We start from the raw sequence: 16,646 nt of genomic DNA, 5'->3' as shown, positions 1-16,646 counted from the left end.
GCGAATTCCGGATTGGGGGCAGGATGGAGCGGAGGGCGGGTATACGGCTTACACGCCTTTCATACGGATTGACGCCGGGTAAGGGGTCATCGATGTCCGCAGTAGAGCAGTACGCGCGAGCCCACATCGTCACCGACGTCCTGGACGAGGACCGCGGAGCGGTACCCGTGGTGCTGCGCTACGACCCCGACCGGGACCCCCACTGCGTCCGCATGGCGCTGCCGGGCGCCGCGCCCCGCGAGTGGGCCGTCGCGCGGGACCTCCTCGAGCGGGGCCTGCACGCCCCCGCGGGCCGGGGCGAGATACGGGTGTGGCCGTGCGGCCGCGTCCAGACCGTGGTCGAGTTCCACACCGCGCGGGGCGTGTCGGTGGTGCAGTTCGAGACGAAGACCCTGACGCGGTTCCTGCGGCGGACCCACGCGGCCGCCGCGGAACCCGTCCCGCACTGACCCCTCGGCCGGCTCAGCCGCCGCTCTTCAGCAGCGCCGCCACGATCGGTCCGGCGGTCGAACCGCCGTGACCGCCCTGCTGCACCACGCCGGCGGCCGCCAGATCGCCGCGGTACGCGGTGAACCAGCCGTTGGGCTTCTTCTGGCCGTCGACCTCGGCCGACCCGGTCTTCGCGCCCTTGTCACCGCTCACCCCGGCCATCGCCTCCGCAGCCGTGCCGGAGGTGGCCGTGTACGACATCAGCTCCCGCAGCTGCGCCAGGGTGCCGGGCGACATGGTGCGCGAGGCCGTCGCCAGCGTGCGCCCGTCGACCTCGGGGGAGACCAGGTACGGCTGGTGGAAGACGCCCGCCTTGACCGTCGCCGACACCGACGCCATGTTCAGCGGGTTCATCCGCACCCCGCCCTGGCCGATCAGGGAGGCGCCCATCGGGGCGTCCTTCTGCACCGGCACCGAGCCGTCGAAGGTCGGCACCCCGACCTGCCAGTCGTTCTTCCCCAGCCCGAACACCTCCTGGGCCTGCTCGGTCAGGTCGTCGTCCTCCAGCTCGGGCGCCTGGCTGATGAAGGCGGTGTTGCAGGAGCGGGCGAAGCTCGCCCGGAACGTGCCGTCCTTGATCTCGAACTCGTCGAGGTTCTGGAACTTCCAGCCGCCGTAGCTGAAGTACTTCGGGCACGGGTGCCTCTCGTCCATCGAGGCGAGCCCCTTCTCGATCAGCATCGAGGCGGTGATCACCTTCATCGTGGAGCCCGGGGCCAGCGAACCCTGGAACGCGGTGTTGAAACCGCGCGAGGAGTTGGCCACCGCGAGGATCTCACCGGTCGACGGGCGCAGCACCACCACCGACGCCCGCTCCTTCTTCGCCACCTGCGCCTCGGCGGCGGCCTGCAGGGACGGGTCCAGCGTGGTCTTCACCGTGCCGGGCGTGCCCTCGCTCAGCTCCAGCAGCGTCTTGTCGGACAGCTCCGCCTTCTTCGACGCCTTGCCGCGGACGATCCGCAGCTCGACGCCGGCCTCGCCGCCCGCCTTCTCGCCGTACTTCTCGCGCAGTCCGTCCAGCACCGTCCCCAGGGAGGGGTACGCGGCGGTGGTCAGCTCGGCGCCGTCCCGGTCCAGCGCCTTGACCGGCGGGGTGCCCGCCTCGCCGGTGACCAGCTTGTCGCCGTCCCTGAGCTCGGGATGCACGACGGCCGGCCGCCAGGCCACTCGCGGTTCACCGTCCCCGGCCCGGCGCACGACGGTCAGCGCGCTGTCGTACCTCAGCGGCTTGCCGGCCCCCTCGTACGACACCGTGCCCTCGACGGCGAAGGGAACCTCGGGGCCGGAGCGGGCGCCCGCGGTGAGGGTGACGTCCGTGACCCGGGCGTCCTCGGCGTAGGCGGTCAGCAGGGCGGCCGCGGCCTTCGGGTCGTCGGTGGCGGCGGCCGCCTCGTCCACCTTCCCGGCCTGCCAGGCGGTGAGGAAGCGCTCGGCCGCGGAGGTGACCTCGTCGGCGGAGAGCGGGCCGGTCCTGACGGCCTCGGCCGCGGAGGTCGTACGGGTGCCGTCCTCGGCCGCGGCGCCGCCGAGCAGCGCGTAGGCGCCGAACCCGGCGCCGCCGACGACCGCGGCGATCACTCCGCCGAGCACGACGGGCCTCGTCCTCCGCCCCTCGGCGGTGTTCCTTCTGTTCTTCCCCACTGCTTCCCGTTCCTCCGCTGTCCGCCGGGCTCCCCGTGGCCCTCGTGGTGCCCACGTGTGCCAACGACGGCCACCACCCTAGAGTCCCGATCCGGGCCCGGCGCGGTCAGCCTGCCGCTCGTAGCACGGCTGCGACAATCGGACCGGCCGCGTCGCCGCCGTGACCGCCCTGCTCGACCATGGCCGCCGCCGCGACGTCGTTGCGGAAGCCGGTGAACCAGCTGTCGGAGGTGGCCTTGCCGTCGGCCTCGGCGGAACCGGTCTTCGCGCCGATGTCGCTGCCGAGCCCCGCCATGGCCTCCCGGGCGGTGCCCTGGGTGGCGGTGAGCCGCATCATCTGCCTGAGCTGGGCGGCGGTGCCCGCCGGGAGCCCCTTGGCCTGCGCGAACTGCCGGCCGTCGAGGTCGGGGGAGACCAGGTACGGCTGGCGGAAGGCGCCGGTGATGGCGGTGGCCGTCACGGAGGCCATGTTCAGCGGGTTCATCTGCACCCGGCCCTGGCCGATGGCGTTCGCCGCGCGGTCCGGGCCGGCGACGGCGGGGACGTTGCCGTCGAAGGAGCCGATGCCGGTCTTCCAGTCGTTGCGGCCGAGCCCGAACCGCTCCTGGGCCTCCTGGGTGAGCGAGGCGTCGTCGATCGGCTTCTCGTCGATGAGCTTGATGAAGGCCGTGTTGCAGGAGCGCAGGAAGCTGTCGGCGAGGCTGGCGCCCTCGTTCGGCTCCATGCCGGGGAGGTTCTTGAAGGTCTGGCTCTGCCAGGTCGCGGTGGGCGGGCAGGGTGCCGGGCCGTTCATCGAGGTCACGCCGTTGTCGATGAGCATGGCGGCGGTGATGATCTTCATGGTGGAGCCGGGGGCGACCTGGCCCTGGAAGGCCGCGTTGAACCCGTCGTCGCGGTGGTTGGCCACCGCCAGCACCTCACCCGTGCTCGGCTCGACCGCCACCACCGACGACTCGGCGTACTTCCGCACCGCCTTCTCGGCCGCCTCCTGCGCCACGGCGCTGAGGGTGGTGCGCAGCTTGCCCGGCTCGCCCTCGGCGAGGGTCAGCAGCGGGGTGTCGGCGGCCGGCCCGCCCGTGGCGCCCTCGGCGCGCCTGATCACCAGTTCGACGCCGGGGGTGCCGCCCGCCTTGTCGCCGTACTTCTGGCGCAGGGTGTCCAGGACCGGGCCGAGGGAGGGGTACTTCTCCTTCGTCAGCACCGTGCCGTCGCGGTCCACCGCCTCGATGGGCGGCTGCGCGGACTCCCCGGTGACGAGGGTGTCGCCCTTCTTCAGATCGGGGTGGACGACGGACGGCTCCCAGTCGACCAGCGCCCGCCCGGTGGTCTTCCCGCGCACGACGGTCAGCTCGCTCCTGTAGCTCAGCGCCTTCGACTTCCCGCCGTACGAGACGGTCGCCTTCACCGCGAACGGCACGGTGGCGCCGGCGGCCGTGCCGGGCGTTATCCCGACGTCGCCCACGTGGGCCTCGTCGCCGTACGCAGCCAGCAGCGCGCCGGCCTCCTGCGCGTTGTTCGTGTACGACGCCGCCTGCGACGCCTGCCCCTTCTCCCAGGCCGCGAAGAAGCTCTTGGCGGTCTCCCGGACCTCCGCCCCGTCCGGCGGCCCGGACTTCTTCGTCCCCGCGGCGCTCGCGCCGCTCCCCCCGTCACCGTTCACGGCCGACACGATGTTGTAGACGCCGTACCCGGCCCCGCCCACCATCACCGCGAACACACCGCCGACGACAGCGGTCTTGACCCCCTTGCCCATCGGACGCTCCCCCTCCGCCGGACCCCCCACTTCTTGTGAACGTGTTCAAAAAGCCCGGTGGGTGAGCACTCTAAGCGCAGGGAGTGACGACCGGGGCGGCTGTTTCCGTTTGTTGTCCGAACAGAGATCCGTCCAGCGGCCGGAACGACTCAAACCCACGTGTCCAGCCACATCCGCGCCCGCCAGTCCTCGATCGGGATCGGGGTGCCGGTGTAGATGGGCCAGAAGTAGATGAAGTTCCAGACGATCAGCAGGGTCAGCACGCCCGCCGCCGTGGCGCCCGCGACACGGCGGGCGTCGGTGGAGCGGGGCGGGCCGACGAGGGCGCCCAGGAGCATCGCCACGGCCAGACAGAGGAAGGGGAGGAAGACGACGGCGTAGAAGAAGAAGATCGTGCGTTCCTGGTACAGGAACCAGGGCGCGTAGCCGGCCGCGATGCCGCAGGCGATCGCACCGGCCCGCCAGTCGCGGCGCAGCAGCCAGCGCCACAGGACGTACAGGATCGCGAAGCAGGCCGTCCACCACAGCATCGGGGTGCCGAGGGCCAGCACCTCGTGGGCGCACTTCTCACCCGCGTCGACCGGGCACCCGTCCGTGCCGGGGGCCGGGGACTCGTAGAAGTAGGAGACCGGGCGGCCGGTGACGATCCAGCTCCACGGGTTGGACTCGTAGGGGTGCGGCGAGGACAGTCCGACGTGGAAGTCGTAGACCTGGTTCTCGTAGTGCCACAGGCTGCGCCACCAGTCGGGCAGCAGCCACGACCAGTCGCTGTCCTTGCCGTCCTTGGCCGCCCAGTCACGGTAGTAGCCGCCGGTGCCGTCGGCCGGGGAGAGGATCCAGCCGATCCAGGAGGCGAAGTAGGTGACCACCGCCACCGGCACGGTCGACAGGAACGCCCAGCCCAGGTCGCGCCGGAGCACCGCCACCCGGGGGCGCCGGGCGCCCGCCACCCTGCGCGCGCCGACGTCCCACAGCACCGCCATCACACAGAACGCGGCCATGATGTAGAGGCCGTTCCACTTCGTGCCGATCGCCAGACCCAGCATCAGCCCCGCCGTCAGGCGCCAGGGACGGAAACCGATCCGGGCGTTCTCGGCGACGTACGCGTCCGGGCGGACCCGGCCGTCCGGGTCCACGGGCAGCGCGGCGGCGAGCCTCTCCCGCGCCCGGTCCCGGTCGACCACCAGACAGCCGAACGCCGCCAGCACGAAGAACATCAGCACGCCGTCGAGCAGCGAGGTCCGGCTCATCACGAAGTGCAGCCCGTCCACCGCCATCAGCGCGCCCGCGAGACAGCCGAGGAACGTGGAGCGGAACAGGCGCCGGCCGATCCGGCACAGCATCAGCACCGAGACCGTGCCGAGCAGGGCCGTCATGAACCGCCAGCCGAACGGGTCGAAGCCGAAGATCAGTTCGCCCAGCCCGATCACGTACTTGCCGACCGGCGGATGCACGACGTACGCCGCGTCGGTCGGGATGGGGACGGTGTCGCCCGAGAGGATCAGGTCGTTGGCGTTCTTGTCCCAGTTGACCTCGAACCCGCGGTGGACCAGCGCCCACGCGTCCTTGGCGTAGTACGTCTCGTCGAATATCACCGCCTTCGGACTGCCCAGGTTCCAGAACCGGAGCACGCCCGCCAGCAGCGTGACCAGGAGCGGACAGCCCCACCCCGACCAGCGGGCGATGCGCCCCGCGAGCACCGGCGGCACCCCGAGCGTGTCCCACAGCCGCTTCGACGGCTCCGTGTACGGCGGCACCAGGCGGTCGCGGACGTCGCCCTCGCGGACGTCGGCCCCGCGGGCGTCACCTCCGGCCGGACCCGGCGCCGGGTAGCCGAAACGACGCAGCCGCTGCTGCCACGACGGCCGCTCTTCGTGCGGTGTCTGGTCCTGCCGGGTGTCCGTGGAGGACGCGGTACTGGTCACCGCGCCATCGTAGGGAACAGGGCTGTGCGAGTCCCGCGCATGGCCGGTATGCCCCGGCTCCGTCCGGTCCTGGGAGGATGGGGGGGTGACCGGAACCCTCGTACTCGCAGGCACCCCCATCGGCGACGTCTCCGACGCCCCGCCCCGGCTCGCGGAGGAGCTGGCGGGCGCCGACGTCGTCGCGGCCGAGGACACGCGGCGGCTGCGGCGCCTCACCCAGGCGCTCGGCGTCACCCCCAAGGGGCGGGTCGTGTCGTACTTCGAGGGCAACGAGTCCGCCCGCACGCCCGAACTGGTCGAGGAACTGGCGGGCGGCGCGCGCGTGCTGCTGGTGACGGACGCCGGGATGCCGTCCGTGTCCGACCCCGGCTACCGGCTGGTCGCGGCGGCCGTCGAGCGGGACGTCAAGGTCACCGCGGTGCCGGGGCCGTCCGCGGTGCTCACCGCGCTCGCCCTGTCCGGGCTGCCCGTGGACCGGTTCTGCTTCGAGGGGTTCCTGCCCCGGAAGGCCGGCGAGCGGCTGGGACGGCTGCGCGAGGTCGCCGACGAGCGGCGCACCCTCGTCTACTTCGAAGCCCCGCACCGCCTCGACGACACCCTCGCCGCGATGGCCGAGGTGTTCGGCGGGGAGCGGCGGGCCGCCGTCTGCCGGGAGCTGACCAAGACGTACGAGGAGATCAAGCGCGGTCCGCTGGCGGAGCTGGCCGTGTGGGCGGCGGAGGGCGTGCGCGGGGAGATCACGGTGGTGGTCGAGGGGGCGCCGGAGAAGGGGGCCGAGGAGATCGACGACGCCGAGCTGGTGCGGCGGGTGCGGGTGCGGGAGGAAGCCGGGGAGCGGCGCAAGGAGGCGATCGCGGCGGTGGCCGTGGAGGCGGGGCTTCCGAAGCGGCGGGTCTTCGACGCGGTGGTGGCCGCGAAGCGCGCTCTCGGCTGAGCGGCCGGCCGACGCCGTCGAGGGCCCGTGGCCGTCGCGGACCGACGGCCACGGGCGGGGCCGGTCGCGCCCGCGCGGCGGTGAAGGGCCCGGGACGTTCCGGTGGGGTACGGCCGCATCGCCGCCCGTGCCCGGCCGCCCCTCCTGCGCCCGCCGGCCCGCGGCGGTCCACCGGGAGCCGGGACGCGACCGCCCCTTTGGCGGACCGGCAGGAGCCGGACGTCCGGGATCACCGGGCAGGCCGCGCCGCGCGCGGGCGCCACCGCCGTCGTCGACGAGCCGTCCGCGGTCGCCCGCATCCGCCGCGGGTACGGCTGGGAGCGGTCGTACGGGACGGAGCACCCCACCGGCGCCGACGGCCACGCCCTCGTGATGTGCGTGGCGGACGGCCGGACCGCCCCCTCCCCGCCGAACCGGCCGACCTGCCGGAACCGCGACGGTCACATGGCGTGCGTCCCGCGACCGGACCGGACCGGGCCGGGCCGGGCCGCCTCCGCGCGGAACGCCGAGCCGACGTCCGCGCCGCTTCCGTAGGATCGGGGGCATGCCTTCGAACGCCCCCGACAAGAACGCCGCCCCGCCGCTCCCCGAGCCCCTGCGGGTGCCGGTCGCGGACTCGCACACCCACCTCGACATGCAGTCCGGCACCGTGGAGGAGGGCCTCGCCAAGGCCGCGTCGGTGGGCGTGACGACGGTCGTGCAGGTCGGCTGCGACCTCAAGGGGTCCCGGTGGGCGGCGGACACGGCGGCCGCGTACGACGCCGTCCACGCGACGGTCGCGCTGCACCCCAACGAGGCCCCGCGCATCGTCCACGGGGATCCCGACGGCTGGTCCCGGCAGGGCGCCCGCGAGCCCGGTGGGGACGCGGGACTGGACGAGGCGCTCGCCGAGATCGACCGGCTGGCCGCGCTGCCCCAGGTCAAGGGCGTCGGCGAGACGGGCCTCGACCACTTCCGCACCGGGCCGGAGGGCAAGGAGGCACAGGAGCGGTCCTTCCGCGCCCACATAGAGATCGCCAAGCGGCACGGCAAGACCCTCGTCATCCACGACCGCGACGCCCACGCCGACGTCCTGCGCGTCCTGAAGGAGGAGGGCGCCCCCGAGCGCACCGTCTTCCACTGCTACTCCGGGGACGCCGAGATGGCGGAGATCTGCGCGAGCGCCGGGTACTACATGTCGTTCGCCGGCAACGTCACCTTCAAGAACGCGCAGAACCTGCGGGACGCGCTCGCCGTGGCCCCGCTGGAGCTGGTCCTGGTGGAGACCGACGCGCCGTTTCTGACCCCGGCGCCGTACCGCGGACGCCCCAACGCCCCCTACCTGGTGCCGGTGACCGTGCGTGCCATGGCGGCCGTACGGGGCGTCGACGAGGACACCCTGGCCGCCGCCCTCGGGGCGAACACGGCCCGCGCCTTCGGTTATCCACGGGCGTGACCTGCCCGGTCCCCGTGCCCCGTACCCTTGTCCCGTGACCAGCCCCACCCCCGACGCCCTCCTGGGCCCCGCCGACATCCGTGAACTGGCGGCCGCCCTCGGCGTACGGCCCACCAAGCAGCGCGGCCAGAACTTCGTCATCGACGCCAACACGGTGCGCCGTATCGTGCGCACCGCCGGGGTCCGCCCCGACGACGTGGTCGTCGAGGTCGGCCCGGGGCTCGGCTCGCTCACGCTGGCGCTCCTCGAGGCCGCCGACCGGGTCACCGCCGTCGAGATCGACGACGTCCTCGCCGCCGCGCTGCCCGCCACCGTCGCCGCCCGCATGCCCGAGCGGGCCGAGCGGTTCGCGCTGGTCCACTCCGACGCGATGCACGTCACCGAGCTGCCCGGACCCGCCCCGACCGCCCTGGTCGCGAACCTGCCCTACAACGTGGCCGTCCCGGTGCTGCTGCACATGCTCGAAAGCTTCCCCAGCATCGAACGCACCCTCGTCATGGTGCAGTCGGAGGTCGCCGACCGGCTCGCCGCCGCGCCCGGCTCGAAGGTGTACGGCGTGCCCTCGGTCAAGGCCAACTGGTACGCGGAGGTCAAGCGGGCCGGGGCCATCGGACGGAACGTCTTCTGGCCCGCGCCGAACGTCGACAGCGGGCTGGTCTCGCTGGTGCGCCGCGCGGAGCCGCTGAAGACGGACGCCTCCCGGCGCGAGGTGTTCGCCGTCGTGGACGCGGCCTTCGCCCAGCGCCGCAAGACGCTGCGGGCGGCGCTCGCCGGGTGGGCGGGGTCGGCGGCCGCCGCGGAGGCCGCCCTGGTCGCCGCCGGGGTGTCGCCGCAGGCGCGCGGCGAGTCCCTGACCGTCGAGGAGTTCGCGCGCATCGCCGAGAACGCCGGGAACGCCGGGAACGCCGGGAACGCCGGGAACAGGGAGCAGGGTCAGCAGTGAGCGTCACCGTCCGCGTCCCCGCCAAGGTCAACGTCCAGCTCGCGGTCGGCGCCGCCCGCCCCGACGGCTACCACGACCTGGCCAACGTCTTCCTCGCGGTGGGCCTGTACGACGAGGTCACCGTCACGGCGGCCGACGGGCTGCGGGTGACCTGCGCCGGCCCCGACGCCGGCCAGGTCCCCCTCGACCGTACGAACCTCGCCGCCCGCGCGGCCCTGCTGCTCGCCGAGCGGTACGGCCGTGACGCGGACGTCCACCTCCACATCGCCAAGGACATCCCCGTCGCCGGCGGCATGGCGGGCGGCAGCGCGGACGGCGCGGGGGCGCTGCTCGCGTGCGACGCGCTGTGGGGGACGGGAGCCTCGCGCGAAGAGCTCCTGGACATCTGCGCCGAGCTGGGCAGCGATGTGCCGTTCAGCCTGGTGGGAGGGGTGGCGCTGGGTACCGGACGGGGCGAGAGGCTGACGGAGCTGGAGGTCGGAGGCGCCTTCCACTGGGTGTTCGCGATGGCCTCGCGGGGGCTGTCGACGCCGGCGGTGTTCCGGGAGTTCGACCGGCTGGGGGAGGGGCGGGAGATCCCGGAGCCGGTCGCCTCGCGGGAACTGCTCGACGCCCTGGCCAAGGGCGACGCCGACGCGCTCGCCGCCACCGTCTCCAACGACCTCCAGCCGGCGGCGCTGTCGCTCTTCCCGGAGCTGGCGGACACGCTCGCGGCGGGGCGTGCGGCGGGGGCGCTGGCCTCGCTGGTGTCGGGGTCGGGGCCGACGACGGCGTTCCTGGCGCGGGACGCGGAAGCGGCGGAGGGGATCGCGGGTGCGCTGCGGGCCGCCGGCACCTGCCGCACGGTGCGTACGGCGGCTGGTCCCGTGCGGGGCGCGACGGTGGTCTGAGGGAGCTGGTCAGAGCTCGTCGACGGCCGTGAGGTCGATGTCGATGCCGTAGGGCTTGTCGACCTTGATCCGGTCGCGGTGCATGTCCGTGTGCACGTACGCGCGAGCGAGCGGATCCGGTTCATGCACGTGGACGAGCGGCTTGCGGTCGGTCCCGTCACGCTCGACCCGCCAGAAATGGGGGACGCCGGCGTTGCCGTACTCGTGCGGCTTGGTCGTACGGTCGTGGGACTCCGAGTCCGGGGACACGGCCTCGACGGCCGGCACCACGTCCTGGGCCCGGTAGCTCGTCCGGTCCGGGCCGCGGACCGCATCCGCGAAGACCACGCTGACATCGGGCTCCGGTCCGTTGCGCCGGTCCAGGGCGACGGTCATCCCCCGTTCGACCCTGTGGTTCTTCGGAGCGCTTCGCCGCAGGCCACTGACCAGCAGGTCGATCACGTCTGCGTGGAAACTGCGCTGCGGACTCACGGTGATGAGGCTCCCGTCGACCAACTCGGTGTGCGGCGGGAGATCGGGCAGCGTGAACAGGTCGTCCACGGTGTAGCCGTCCAGCGGCGGCACCGGCCACGGGACGCGGTGCTCTGCGGACTCGGCGGTCGTGGTTCCTCCCATGGACGGGATCCTGCTGCCTGTCCCTACGGGAGCCGTCCGTCTCCGATCACGTCATCACGGAGAGTGATGATCTCCTCGCGTCCCGTCCGCCCTCCCGCAGGCCCTACGCTTGAAGGCTGAGCGATCCACCGGGCAGGAGAGAAATGGCCGTCAATCTGGTCAATGTCGAGAACGTCAGCAAGGTGTACGGCACGCGCGCGCTGCTCGACGGGATTTCCCTCGGCGTCTCCGAAGGGGACCGGATCGGGGTGGTGGGGCGCAACGGGGACGGCAAGACCACCCTCATCCGGATGCTGGCCCGGCTGGAGGAGGCCGACACCGGGCGGGTGACGCACTCCGGCGGGCTGCGGCTGGGGGTGCTCACCCAGCACGACTCCCTCGACCCGGCCGCCACCGTCCGGCACGAGGTCATCGGCGACATGGCCGACCACGAGTGGGCCGGGAACGCCAAGGTCAGGGACGTACTGACCGGGCTGTTCGGCGGACTGGACCTGCCGGGGTTCCCCAAAGGGCTGGACACCGTCATCGGGCCGCTGTCCGGCGGTGAGCGCAGGCGCATCGCGCTCGCCAAGCTGCTCATCGAGGAGCAGGACCTGATCGTCCTCGACGAGCCGACGAACCACCTCGACGTCGAGGGCATCGCCTGGCTCGCCCAGCACCTGCGGACCCGCCGGTCCGCGCTCGTCTGCGTCACCCACGACCGCTGGTTCCTCGACCAGGTCTGCACCCGCATGTGGGACGTGCAGCGCGGTGACGTGTACGAGTACGAGGGCGGCTACTCCGACTACGTCTTCGCCCGCGCGGAGCGCGAGCGCATCGCCGCCACCGAGGAGGTCAAGCGGCAGAACCTGGTCCGCAAGGAGCTGGCCTGGCTGCGGCGCGGTGCTCCCGCGCGGACGTCCAAGCCGCGCTTCCGGGTGGAGGCCGCCAACGAGCTGATCAGGGACGTCCCCCCGCCCCGTGACAGCAGCGAGCTGATGAAGTTCGCCTCCTCGCGGCTCGGCAAGACGGTGTTCGACCTGGAGGACGTCACCGTCCAGGCCGGACCCAAGGTGCTGCTCAAGCACGTCACCTGGCAGCTCGGACCCGGCGACCGCATCGGTCTGGTCGGGGTCAACGGCGCGGGCAAGACGTCCCTGCTGCGGGCGCTCGCCGAGGCGGCCCGGAGCGAGGGGGAGACGCAGCCCGCGGGGGGTCACGTCCGCGTCGGCAAGACGGTCAAGCTCGCCTACCTCTCCCAGGAGGTCGCCGAGCTCGACCCCACCTGGCGGGTGCTCCAGGCGGTGCAGCAGGTGCGCGAGCGCGTCGACCTCGGCAAGGGGCGCGAGATGACCGCCGGGCAGCTGTGCGAGACGTTCGGGTTCAGCAAGGAGAAGCAGTGGACCCCGGTCGGGGACCTGTCCGGCGGTGAGCGGCGGCGGCTGCAGCTGCTGCGGCTGCTGATGGACGAACCCAACGTCCTCTTCCTCGACGAGCCCACCAACGACCTCGACATCGAGACCCTCACCCAGCTCGAGGACCTTCTCGACGGCTGGCCCGGCTCGATGATCGTCATCTCCCACGACCGGTTCTTCGTCGAGCGCACCACCGACCGGGTGTTCGCCCTCCTCGGCGACGGCACCCTGCGAATGCTGCCGCGCGGGATCGACGAGTACCTGGAGCGGCGCAAGCGGATGGAGGAGGCCGCCGCGGCCTCCGCTCCGGCCGCGGCGCCCCAGGGCTCCGCCCCGGAGAAGAGCGCCGCCGACCAGCGCGCCGCCAAGAAGGAACTGCAGAAGATCGAGCGCCAGCTCGACAAGGTCTCCGAGAAGGAGACCAGGCTGCACGCCGCCATCGCCGAGCACGCCACCGACTTCGCGAAGGTGGCCGAACTCGACGCCGAGCTGCGGGAGCTGGCCGGACAGCGGGACGAGCTGGAGCTGCGCTGGCTGGAACTCGCCGAGGACGCCTGAGCCGACCCGCCGCCCGGTGTGCCGGGGGCGCGTGGCGTGAAGAGGGAGTGCTGTGCTTTCCGGGGGGATCCCCCGGGGACCTCCCGCGCGTAACAAGGGCATCACGGGCCGGTCCTCCCTTGGGAACAGGGGAGGACGCGGCCCGGTTGCGTGTCGGCGCCGGGTGATACAAAGGGGCCAGTCTGAGAAACGTCTGAATACGACTCTGGGTTCATCGCATACCTCAGGGCGTGGCTAAAAATCAGTGAGCAAGGGGGAACGCGCTGATGACTCAGCCGCCCAATCAGCCGCCGCAGGGCGGCTTCGGAGCGCCGCAGGATCCGCCGCCGGGGGGTGGTTTCGGGGCTCCGCAGACGCCTCCGCCGCCGCAGGGCCCGCCGCAGCCCGGGTACGGGTATCCGCAGCAGCCGGGACCGTACAACTCCGGGCCGTACGCCTCCGGCCCCTACGGGCAGCCGCAGCAGCCGGGGCCCTACGGACAGCCGCAGCAGCCGGGGCCCTACGGGCAGCCCGGGTACGGACACCCGCCGCAGCCGCAGTTCCCCGGGGCGCCCGGCACGCCGCCGCCCGGCGGGTCCGGCTCCCGCAGCCCCTTCAAGGGCAAACCCGTCATGATCATCGGTGCCGCCGTGGCCGCGCTGCTGGCGATCGGCGGCACCGTGTGGGCCGTCTCCGGCGACGACGGCAAGAAGGACGAGAAGCCCGTCGCCCAGCAGACCGACGACCCCGAGCCGGGCGGCAGCTCCGGCGCCCCGGTCAACCCGGGCGACGGCAGCGGTGACGGCGGTGAGGACCCGGAGAACCTCAACGAGGGCCGCCAGGCCGGTGAGTCCAAGGTGCTCTGGTACAAGGAGGCGCCCGACGCGCCCGGTTCCGGTGCCGACGCCCCCGGCATGTGGATCACCGACAAGACGGCCGTGAAGGCCGCCTACAAGGAGCTCTTCGCCTACAACGTCGGCGATGGAAAGCCCACCTGGGACAGCCTCGCCTTCCCGCAGAAGATCTGCGCGGTCACGAAGGAGGCGACGTCCGACAACAAGGTCGTCATCGCCTACATGAGCGGCAGCAGCGACCGCGCCAAGTGCAACCAGCTCCAGCTCGTCGACCTCGACACCGGCGAGAAGGGCTGGACGCAGGAGGTCGCCGACGGCGCGCTGTTCGACTCCGTGCTCTCCATCGAGATGTCCCTCGCCGGCAACACGCTGATGGTGGGCCGCTCGCAGTCCGGCACGGCGTACGACATGACCAGCGGCAAGAAGCTGTTCGACGCGAAGAAGTACGGTGACGCCCCCTGCTTCCCCGCCGCCTTCGCGGGCGGTGAGCGGCTGCTCCAGGTCGCGTCCTGCGGCGCCGGCGGCACCAACGAGCACGACGAGCTCCAGGAGCTCGACCCGAAGACCGGCAAGGTGAAGTGGACCCGGAAGTTCGAAAAGGGGTGGCGCATCGAGCGTGCCTACTCCGTCGACCCGGTGGTCGTCTACAGCACCAACGAGGAGAAGAAGGCCTGGAACATCTCCGCCTTCACCGGCAGCGGGAAGTTCCGCTCCCAGGTCACCGTCGACGAGGACTTCGCTCCCGGCTGCGGCTGGGCCATCCTCGCGCGCGACCTCCAGGGCTGTGAGGGCGTCGTCGTCGACGGGAACACCCTCTACCTGCCGACCAAGGCGACCACCGGGGCCAACGAGATCGTCGCCATCGGCCTCGACAACGGCAAGGAGCAGTGGCGGGTCAAGTCCCCGGCCGAGGAGTCCATGCAGCCGATGAAGGTCGAGGACGGCAAGCTCATCGCCTACGTCGACCCTTCGTACGACGCGGGCGGGCGGGTCGTGGCCATCCCCGTCGGCGGCGGCGACCACAAGCCGGCCGAGCTGCTGAAGAACCCGCAGGGCGTCGCGAGCATCGAGAACAGCTTCTTCAGCAAGTCGATCGACTGGGCCGACGGGCGGTTCTACATCTCGACCACCCGGCTGACCGGCAATGACGAGTCGAAGGAGAAGTTGATGCTCGCCTACGGCAAGTGAGGGCCGTTCCCGTCCCCTTCCCGTCGCCCGTCGTCCCCTTCCCCGAGGTGCTCACGTCATGACCCAGCCGCCCCCGCCGCCCAACCAGCCTCCGCAGCAGCCGGGGTTCGGACCGCCGCAGCCGCCCGCGCAGCCTCCGCAGCCGCAGCCGACCGCGCCCGGCGGGCCTGATCTCAGCAAGGCCCCGGAGCCCGGATACGGGTATCCGCAGACTCCGCCGGCCCCGACCGCCCCGCAGCCGCCGGCCGCCCCGCAGCCGCCGGCCGCCCCGCAGCCGCCGGTCGCGCCGCCGTCGGCTCCGCAGGGACCCGGGTACGGGTATCCGCAGCAGCCGCCGGCCGCCGGGTACGGGTATCCGGGGCAGCCGCAGCCGGGGGCGTACGGGTATCCGGGGCAGCCGCAGCCGGGGGCGTACGGGTATCCGCAGCAGCCGGGGCCGTACGGGCAGCCCGGGTACGGACACCCGCAGCCGCCGACCATGCCGATGCAGTCGCAGCCGGGGGGCGGCGGGAAGAAGTTCGGCGCGCAGGCCGCCATCATCGTCTCGGCGGTCGTGGCCATCGCCCTGATCGTCGGCGCCGGCGTCTGGTACGCCTCCTCCGGCAAGGACGACGACAAGAACACCACCGCGGATTCCGGCGGCACCAGCGGCAAGGGCGGGAAGGACGGCGGCTCCGGGGGCACCTCCTCCGGGGCGGAGGAGAAGGCGCCGGCCGACACCGGCTCCAAGGTGCTGTTCCAGGTGCCCGCGCCCAAGGTCCCCAAGGGCACCACGAGCATCCCCACCTCCGGTTCCTGGGTGACCGACACGGTGTACGCCAAGAGCGGGATCGCCGAGATCGTCGGCTACGACCGTGCCAAGGGCACCGAGAAGTGGACGATCGACCTGCCCGGACCGGTGTGCGAGGCCACCAACCGCGTCACCGAGGACGGCAGGACGGCGATCATCTTCAAGCCCGCCATGCCGACCAAGGAGAACCCGCAGGCCTGCACGCAGCTCGCGGTGATCGACCTCGCGGCGGGCAAGGAGGTGTGGACCAAGACCGCCAAGTCCGGCACCATGCCGATCAGCTTCAACAACGTCACCCTCAGCGGCGGCACCGTCGCGGCGGGCAGCTCCAGCGGCGGCGCCGCATGGGAGATCGCCTCCGGCAAGCAGCTGTGGGCGCCCAAGACGTCCGACTCCTGCTTCGACTCCGGGTACGGCGGCGGCGAGAAGCTCGTCGCGGTGCGCAAGTGCGGTTCGTACGACCAGCGGCGGCTGCACATCCAGACCATCGACCCGAAGAGCGGGAAGGTGATCTCCGATTACGAGATGGGCGAGGGCATCGAGTACGCCGCCGTCGTCTCCACCGACCCGCTGGTCGTGGCGGCCGACGTCAACGAGTCCGCGGGTGACGGCAGCGGGATCTCGGACTTCTTCTCCATCGACGGCAGGACCGGCAAGCTGCGCACGCGCATCTCCGCGCCGGGCGAGGAGTACGCGGCCCGCTGCGACGGCATCTACAAGCTCGAGAAGTGCACCGGGCTGGCGGTCGGCGACGACCGGCTGTACATCGCGACCGAGGAGCACGAGGGCGGCGGGGAGTCGTACGTCCAGACCAACGAGGTCGTCGCCTTCGACCTGGCGACCGGCAAGCAGACCGGGCAGCGTGCCGACGCGGGTGACGGCTACACGATCACCCCGCTGCGGATGGACGGCGGCAACATCCTGGCGTACAAGCGTCCGCCGTACGACAAGGGCGGGCAGGTCGTCAGCATCGACGGGGGGACCTTCGAGCAGACGACGCTGATGGAGAACCCGGCGACGAGAACCGTGCGGGACGTCGAGTCGCGGATGTCGCCCGAATACGCGGAGATCCTGTTCTCGCGGGGCGCTCTGTACATGTCCGGTGCCTACGCCAGTGACTTCTCGTCGGCTTCGGACGAGAAGGAATATCTCGTGATCGCTTTCGGTACGAGCTGATCGTCCGGTTCGTTGCTTTCCGCGGCCCCGTCCCTGGTCAGGGACGGGGCCGCGGGCGTATCGCGCGTCATCCGCCCATCGC

At 72.3% G+C, this 16,646-nt stretch carries 13 protein-coding genes; 9 read left to right on the top strand and 4 right to left on the bottom strand.

The window, feature by feature from the left end:
- Positions 1-92: 92 nt before the first annotated feature.
- Positions 93-449, top strand: coding sequence for an SsgA family sporulation/cell division regulator (locus tag ACZ8ZB_RS14290; RefSeq protein ID WP_470738101.1), 357 nt, complete (start codon positions 93-95; stop codon positions 447-449).
- 13 nt (positions 450-462) lie between these two features.
- Here ACZ8ZB_RS14290 and ACZ8ZB_RS14285 read toward each other — a convergent pair whose 3' ends face one another.
- The 3 genes from ACZ8ZB_RS14285 to ACZ8ZB_RS14275 form a co-directional block, all read right to left on the bottom strand.
- Positions 463-2,130 (bottom strand): penicillin-binding transpeptidase domain-containing protein, encoded by a 1,668-nt coding sequence (locus tag ACZ8ZB_RS14285; protein ID WP_470738100.1) that lies wholly within the window; start codon positions 2,128-2,130, stop codon positions 463-465.
- Between the two features lie 106 nt (positions 2,131-2,236).
- Positions 2,237-3,883, bottom strand: a complete 1,647-nt coding sequence (locus ACZ8ZB_RS14280; protein WP_470738099.1) for a penicillin-binding transpeptidase domain-containing protein — start codon at positions 3,881-3,883, stop codon at positions 2,237-2,239.
- A gap of 149 nt (positions 3,884-4,032) precedes the next feature.
- Positions 4,033-5,808, bottom strand: a complete 1,776-nt coding sequence (locus ACZ8ZB_RS14275) for a dolichyl-phosphate-mannose--protein mannosyltransferase (RefSeq protein ID WP_470738098.1) — start codon at positions 5,806-5,808, stop codon at positions 4,033-4,035.
- An 85-nt stretch (positions 5,809-5,893) separates the two neighbouring features.
- Here ACZ8ZB_RS14275 and rsmI point away from each other — a divergent pair, with 85 nt between their 5' ends.
- The 5 genes from rsmI (at position 5,894) to ACZ8ZB_RS14250 (ending at position 10,010) form a co-directional block, all read left to right on the top strand.
- Positions 5,894-6,742, top strand: a complete 849-nt coding sequence (rsmI, locus tag ACZ8ZB_RS14270) for a 16S rRNA (cytidine(1402)-2'-O)-methyltransferase (RefSeq protein ID WP_470738097.1) — start codon at positions 5,894-5,896, stop codon at positions 6,740-6,742.
- A gap of 102 nt (positions 6,743-6,844) precedes the next feature.
- Positions 6,845-7,276 (top strand): hypothetical protein, encoded by a 432-nt coding sequence (locus ACZ8ZB_RS14265; RefSeq protein WP_470738096.1) that lies wholly within the window; start codon positions 6,845-6,847, stop codon positions 7,274-7,276.
- Positions 7,277-7,286: 10 nt separating this feature from the next.
- Positions 7,287-8,177 carry a TatD family hydrolase gene (locus tag ACZ8ZB_RS14260; RefSeq protein ID WP_470738095.1) on the top strand — a complete coding sequence of 297 codons (891 nt, stop codon included), beginning with the start codon at positions 7,287-7,289 and terminating at the stop codon, positions 8,175-8,177.
- A gap of 34 nt (positions 8,178-8,211) precedes the next feature.
- Positions 8,212-9,120 carry a 16S rRNA (adenine(1518)-N(6)/adenine(1519)-N(6))-dimethyltransferase RsmA gene (gene rsmA, locus ACZ8ZB_RS14255; protein ID WP_470738094.1) on the top strand — a complete coding sequence of 303 codons (909 nt, stop codon included), beginning with the start codon at positions 8,212-8,214 and terminating at the stop codon, positions 9,118-9,120.
- Positions 9,117-10,010, top strand: a complete 894-nt coding sequence (locus tag ACZ8ZB_RS14250; RefSeq protein ID WP_470738093.1) for a 4-(cytidine 5'-diphospho)-2-C-methyl-D-erythritol kinase — start codon at positions 9,117-9,119, stop codon at positions 10,008-10,010. The genes rsmA and ACZ8ZB_RS14250 overlap by 4 nt, the downstream gene beginning before the upstream one ends.
- A 9-nt stretch (positions 10,011-10,019) precedes the next feature.
- On the opposite strand, the gene ACZ8ZB_RS14245 is transcribed toward ACZ8ZB_RS14250, so the two are convergent.
- Positions 10,020-10,625, bottom strand: a complete 606-nt coding sequence (locus ACZ8ZB_RS14245; RefSeq protein WP_470738092.1) for a Uma2 family endonuclease — start codon at positions 10,623-10,625, stop codon at positions 10,020-10,022.
- A 143-nt stretch (positions 10,626-10,768) separates the two neighbouring features.
- Between ACZ8ZB_RS14245 and ACZ8ZB_RS14240 the strand changes: the two genes are divergently transcribed.
- The 3 genes from ACZ8ZB_RS14240 (at position 10,769) to ACZ8ZB_RS14230 (ending at position 16,564) form a co-directional block, all read left to right on the top strand.
- The gene (locus tag ACZ8ZB_RS14240) at positions 10,769-12,577 is read left to right on the top strand and encodes an ABC-F family ATP-binding cassette domain-containing protein (RefSeq protein WP_470738091.1); all 1,809 of its coding nucleotides are present in this window, start codon (positions 10,769-10,771) and stop codon (positions 12,575-12,577) included.
- Positions 12,578-12,843: 266 nt separating this feature from the next.
- Positions 12,844-14,598, top strand: a complete 1,755-nt coding sequence (locus ACZ8ZB_RS14235; RefSeq protein ID WP_470738090.1) for an outer membrane protein assembly factor BamB family protein — start codon at positions 12,844-12,846, stop codon at positions 14,596-14,598.
- A gap of 58 nt (positions 14,599-14,656) precedes the next feature.
- Positions 14,657-16,564, top strand: coding sequence for an outer membrane protein assembly factor BamB family protein (locus ACZ8ZB_RS14230; RefSeq protein ID WP_470738089.1), 1,908 nt, complete (start codon positions 14,657-14,659; stop codon positions 16,562-16,564).
- Positions 16,565-16,646: the final 82 nt, after the last annotated feature.

The organism is Streptomyces sp. 12E (assembly GCF_055633275.1).
Note: the sequence above shows the minus strand (reverse complement) of the source record. Positions and strands in the feature narration are given on the sequence as shown.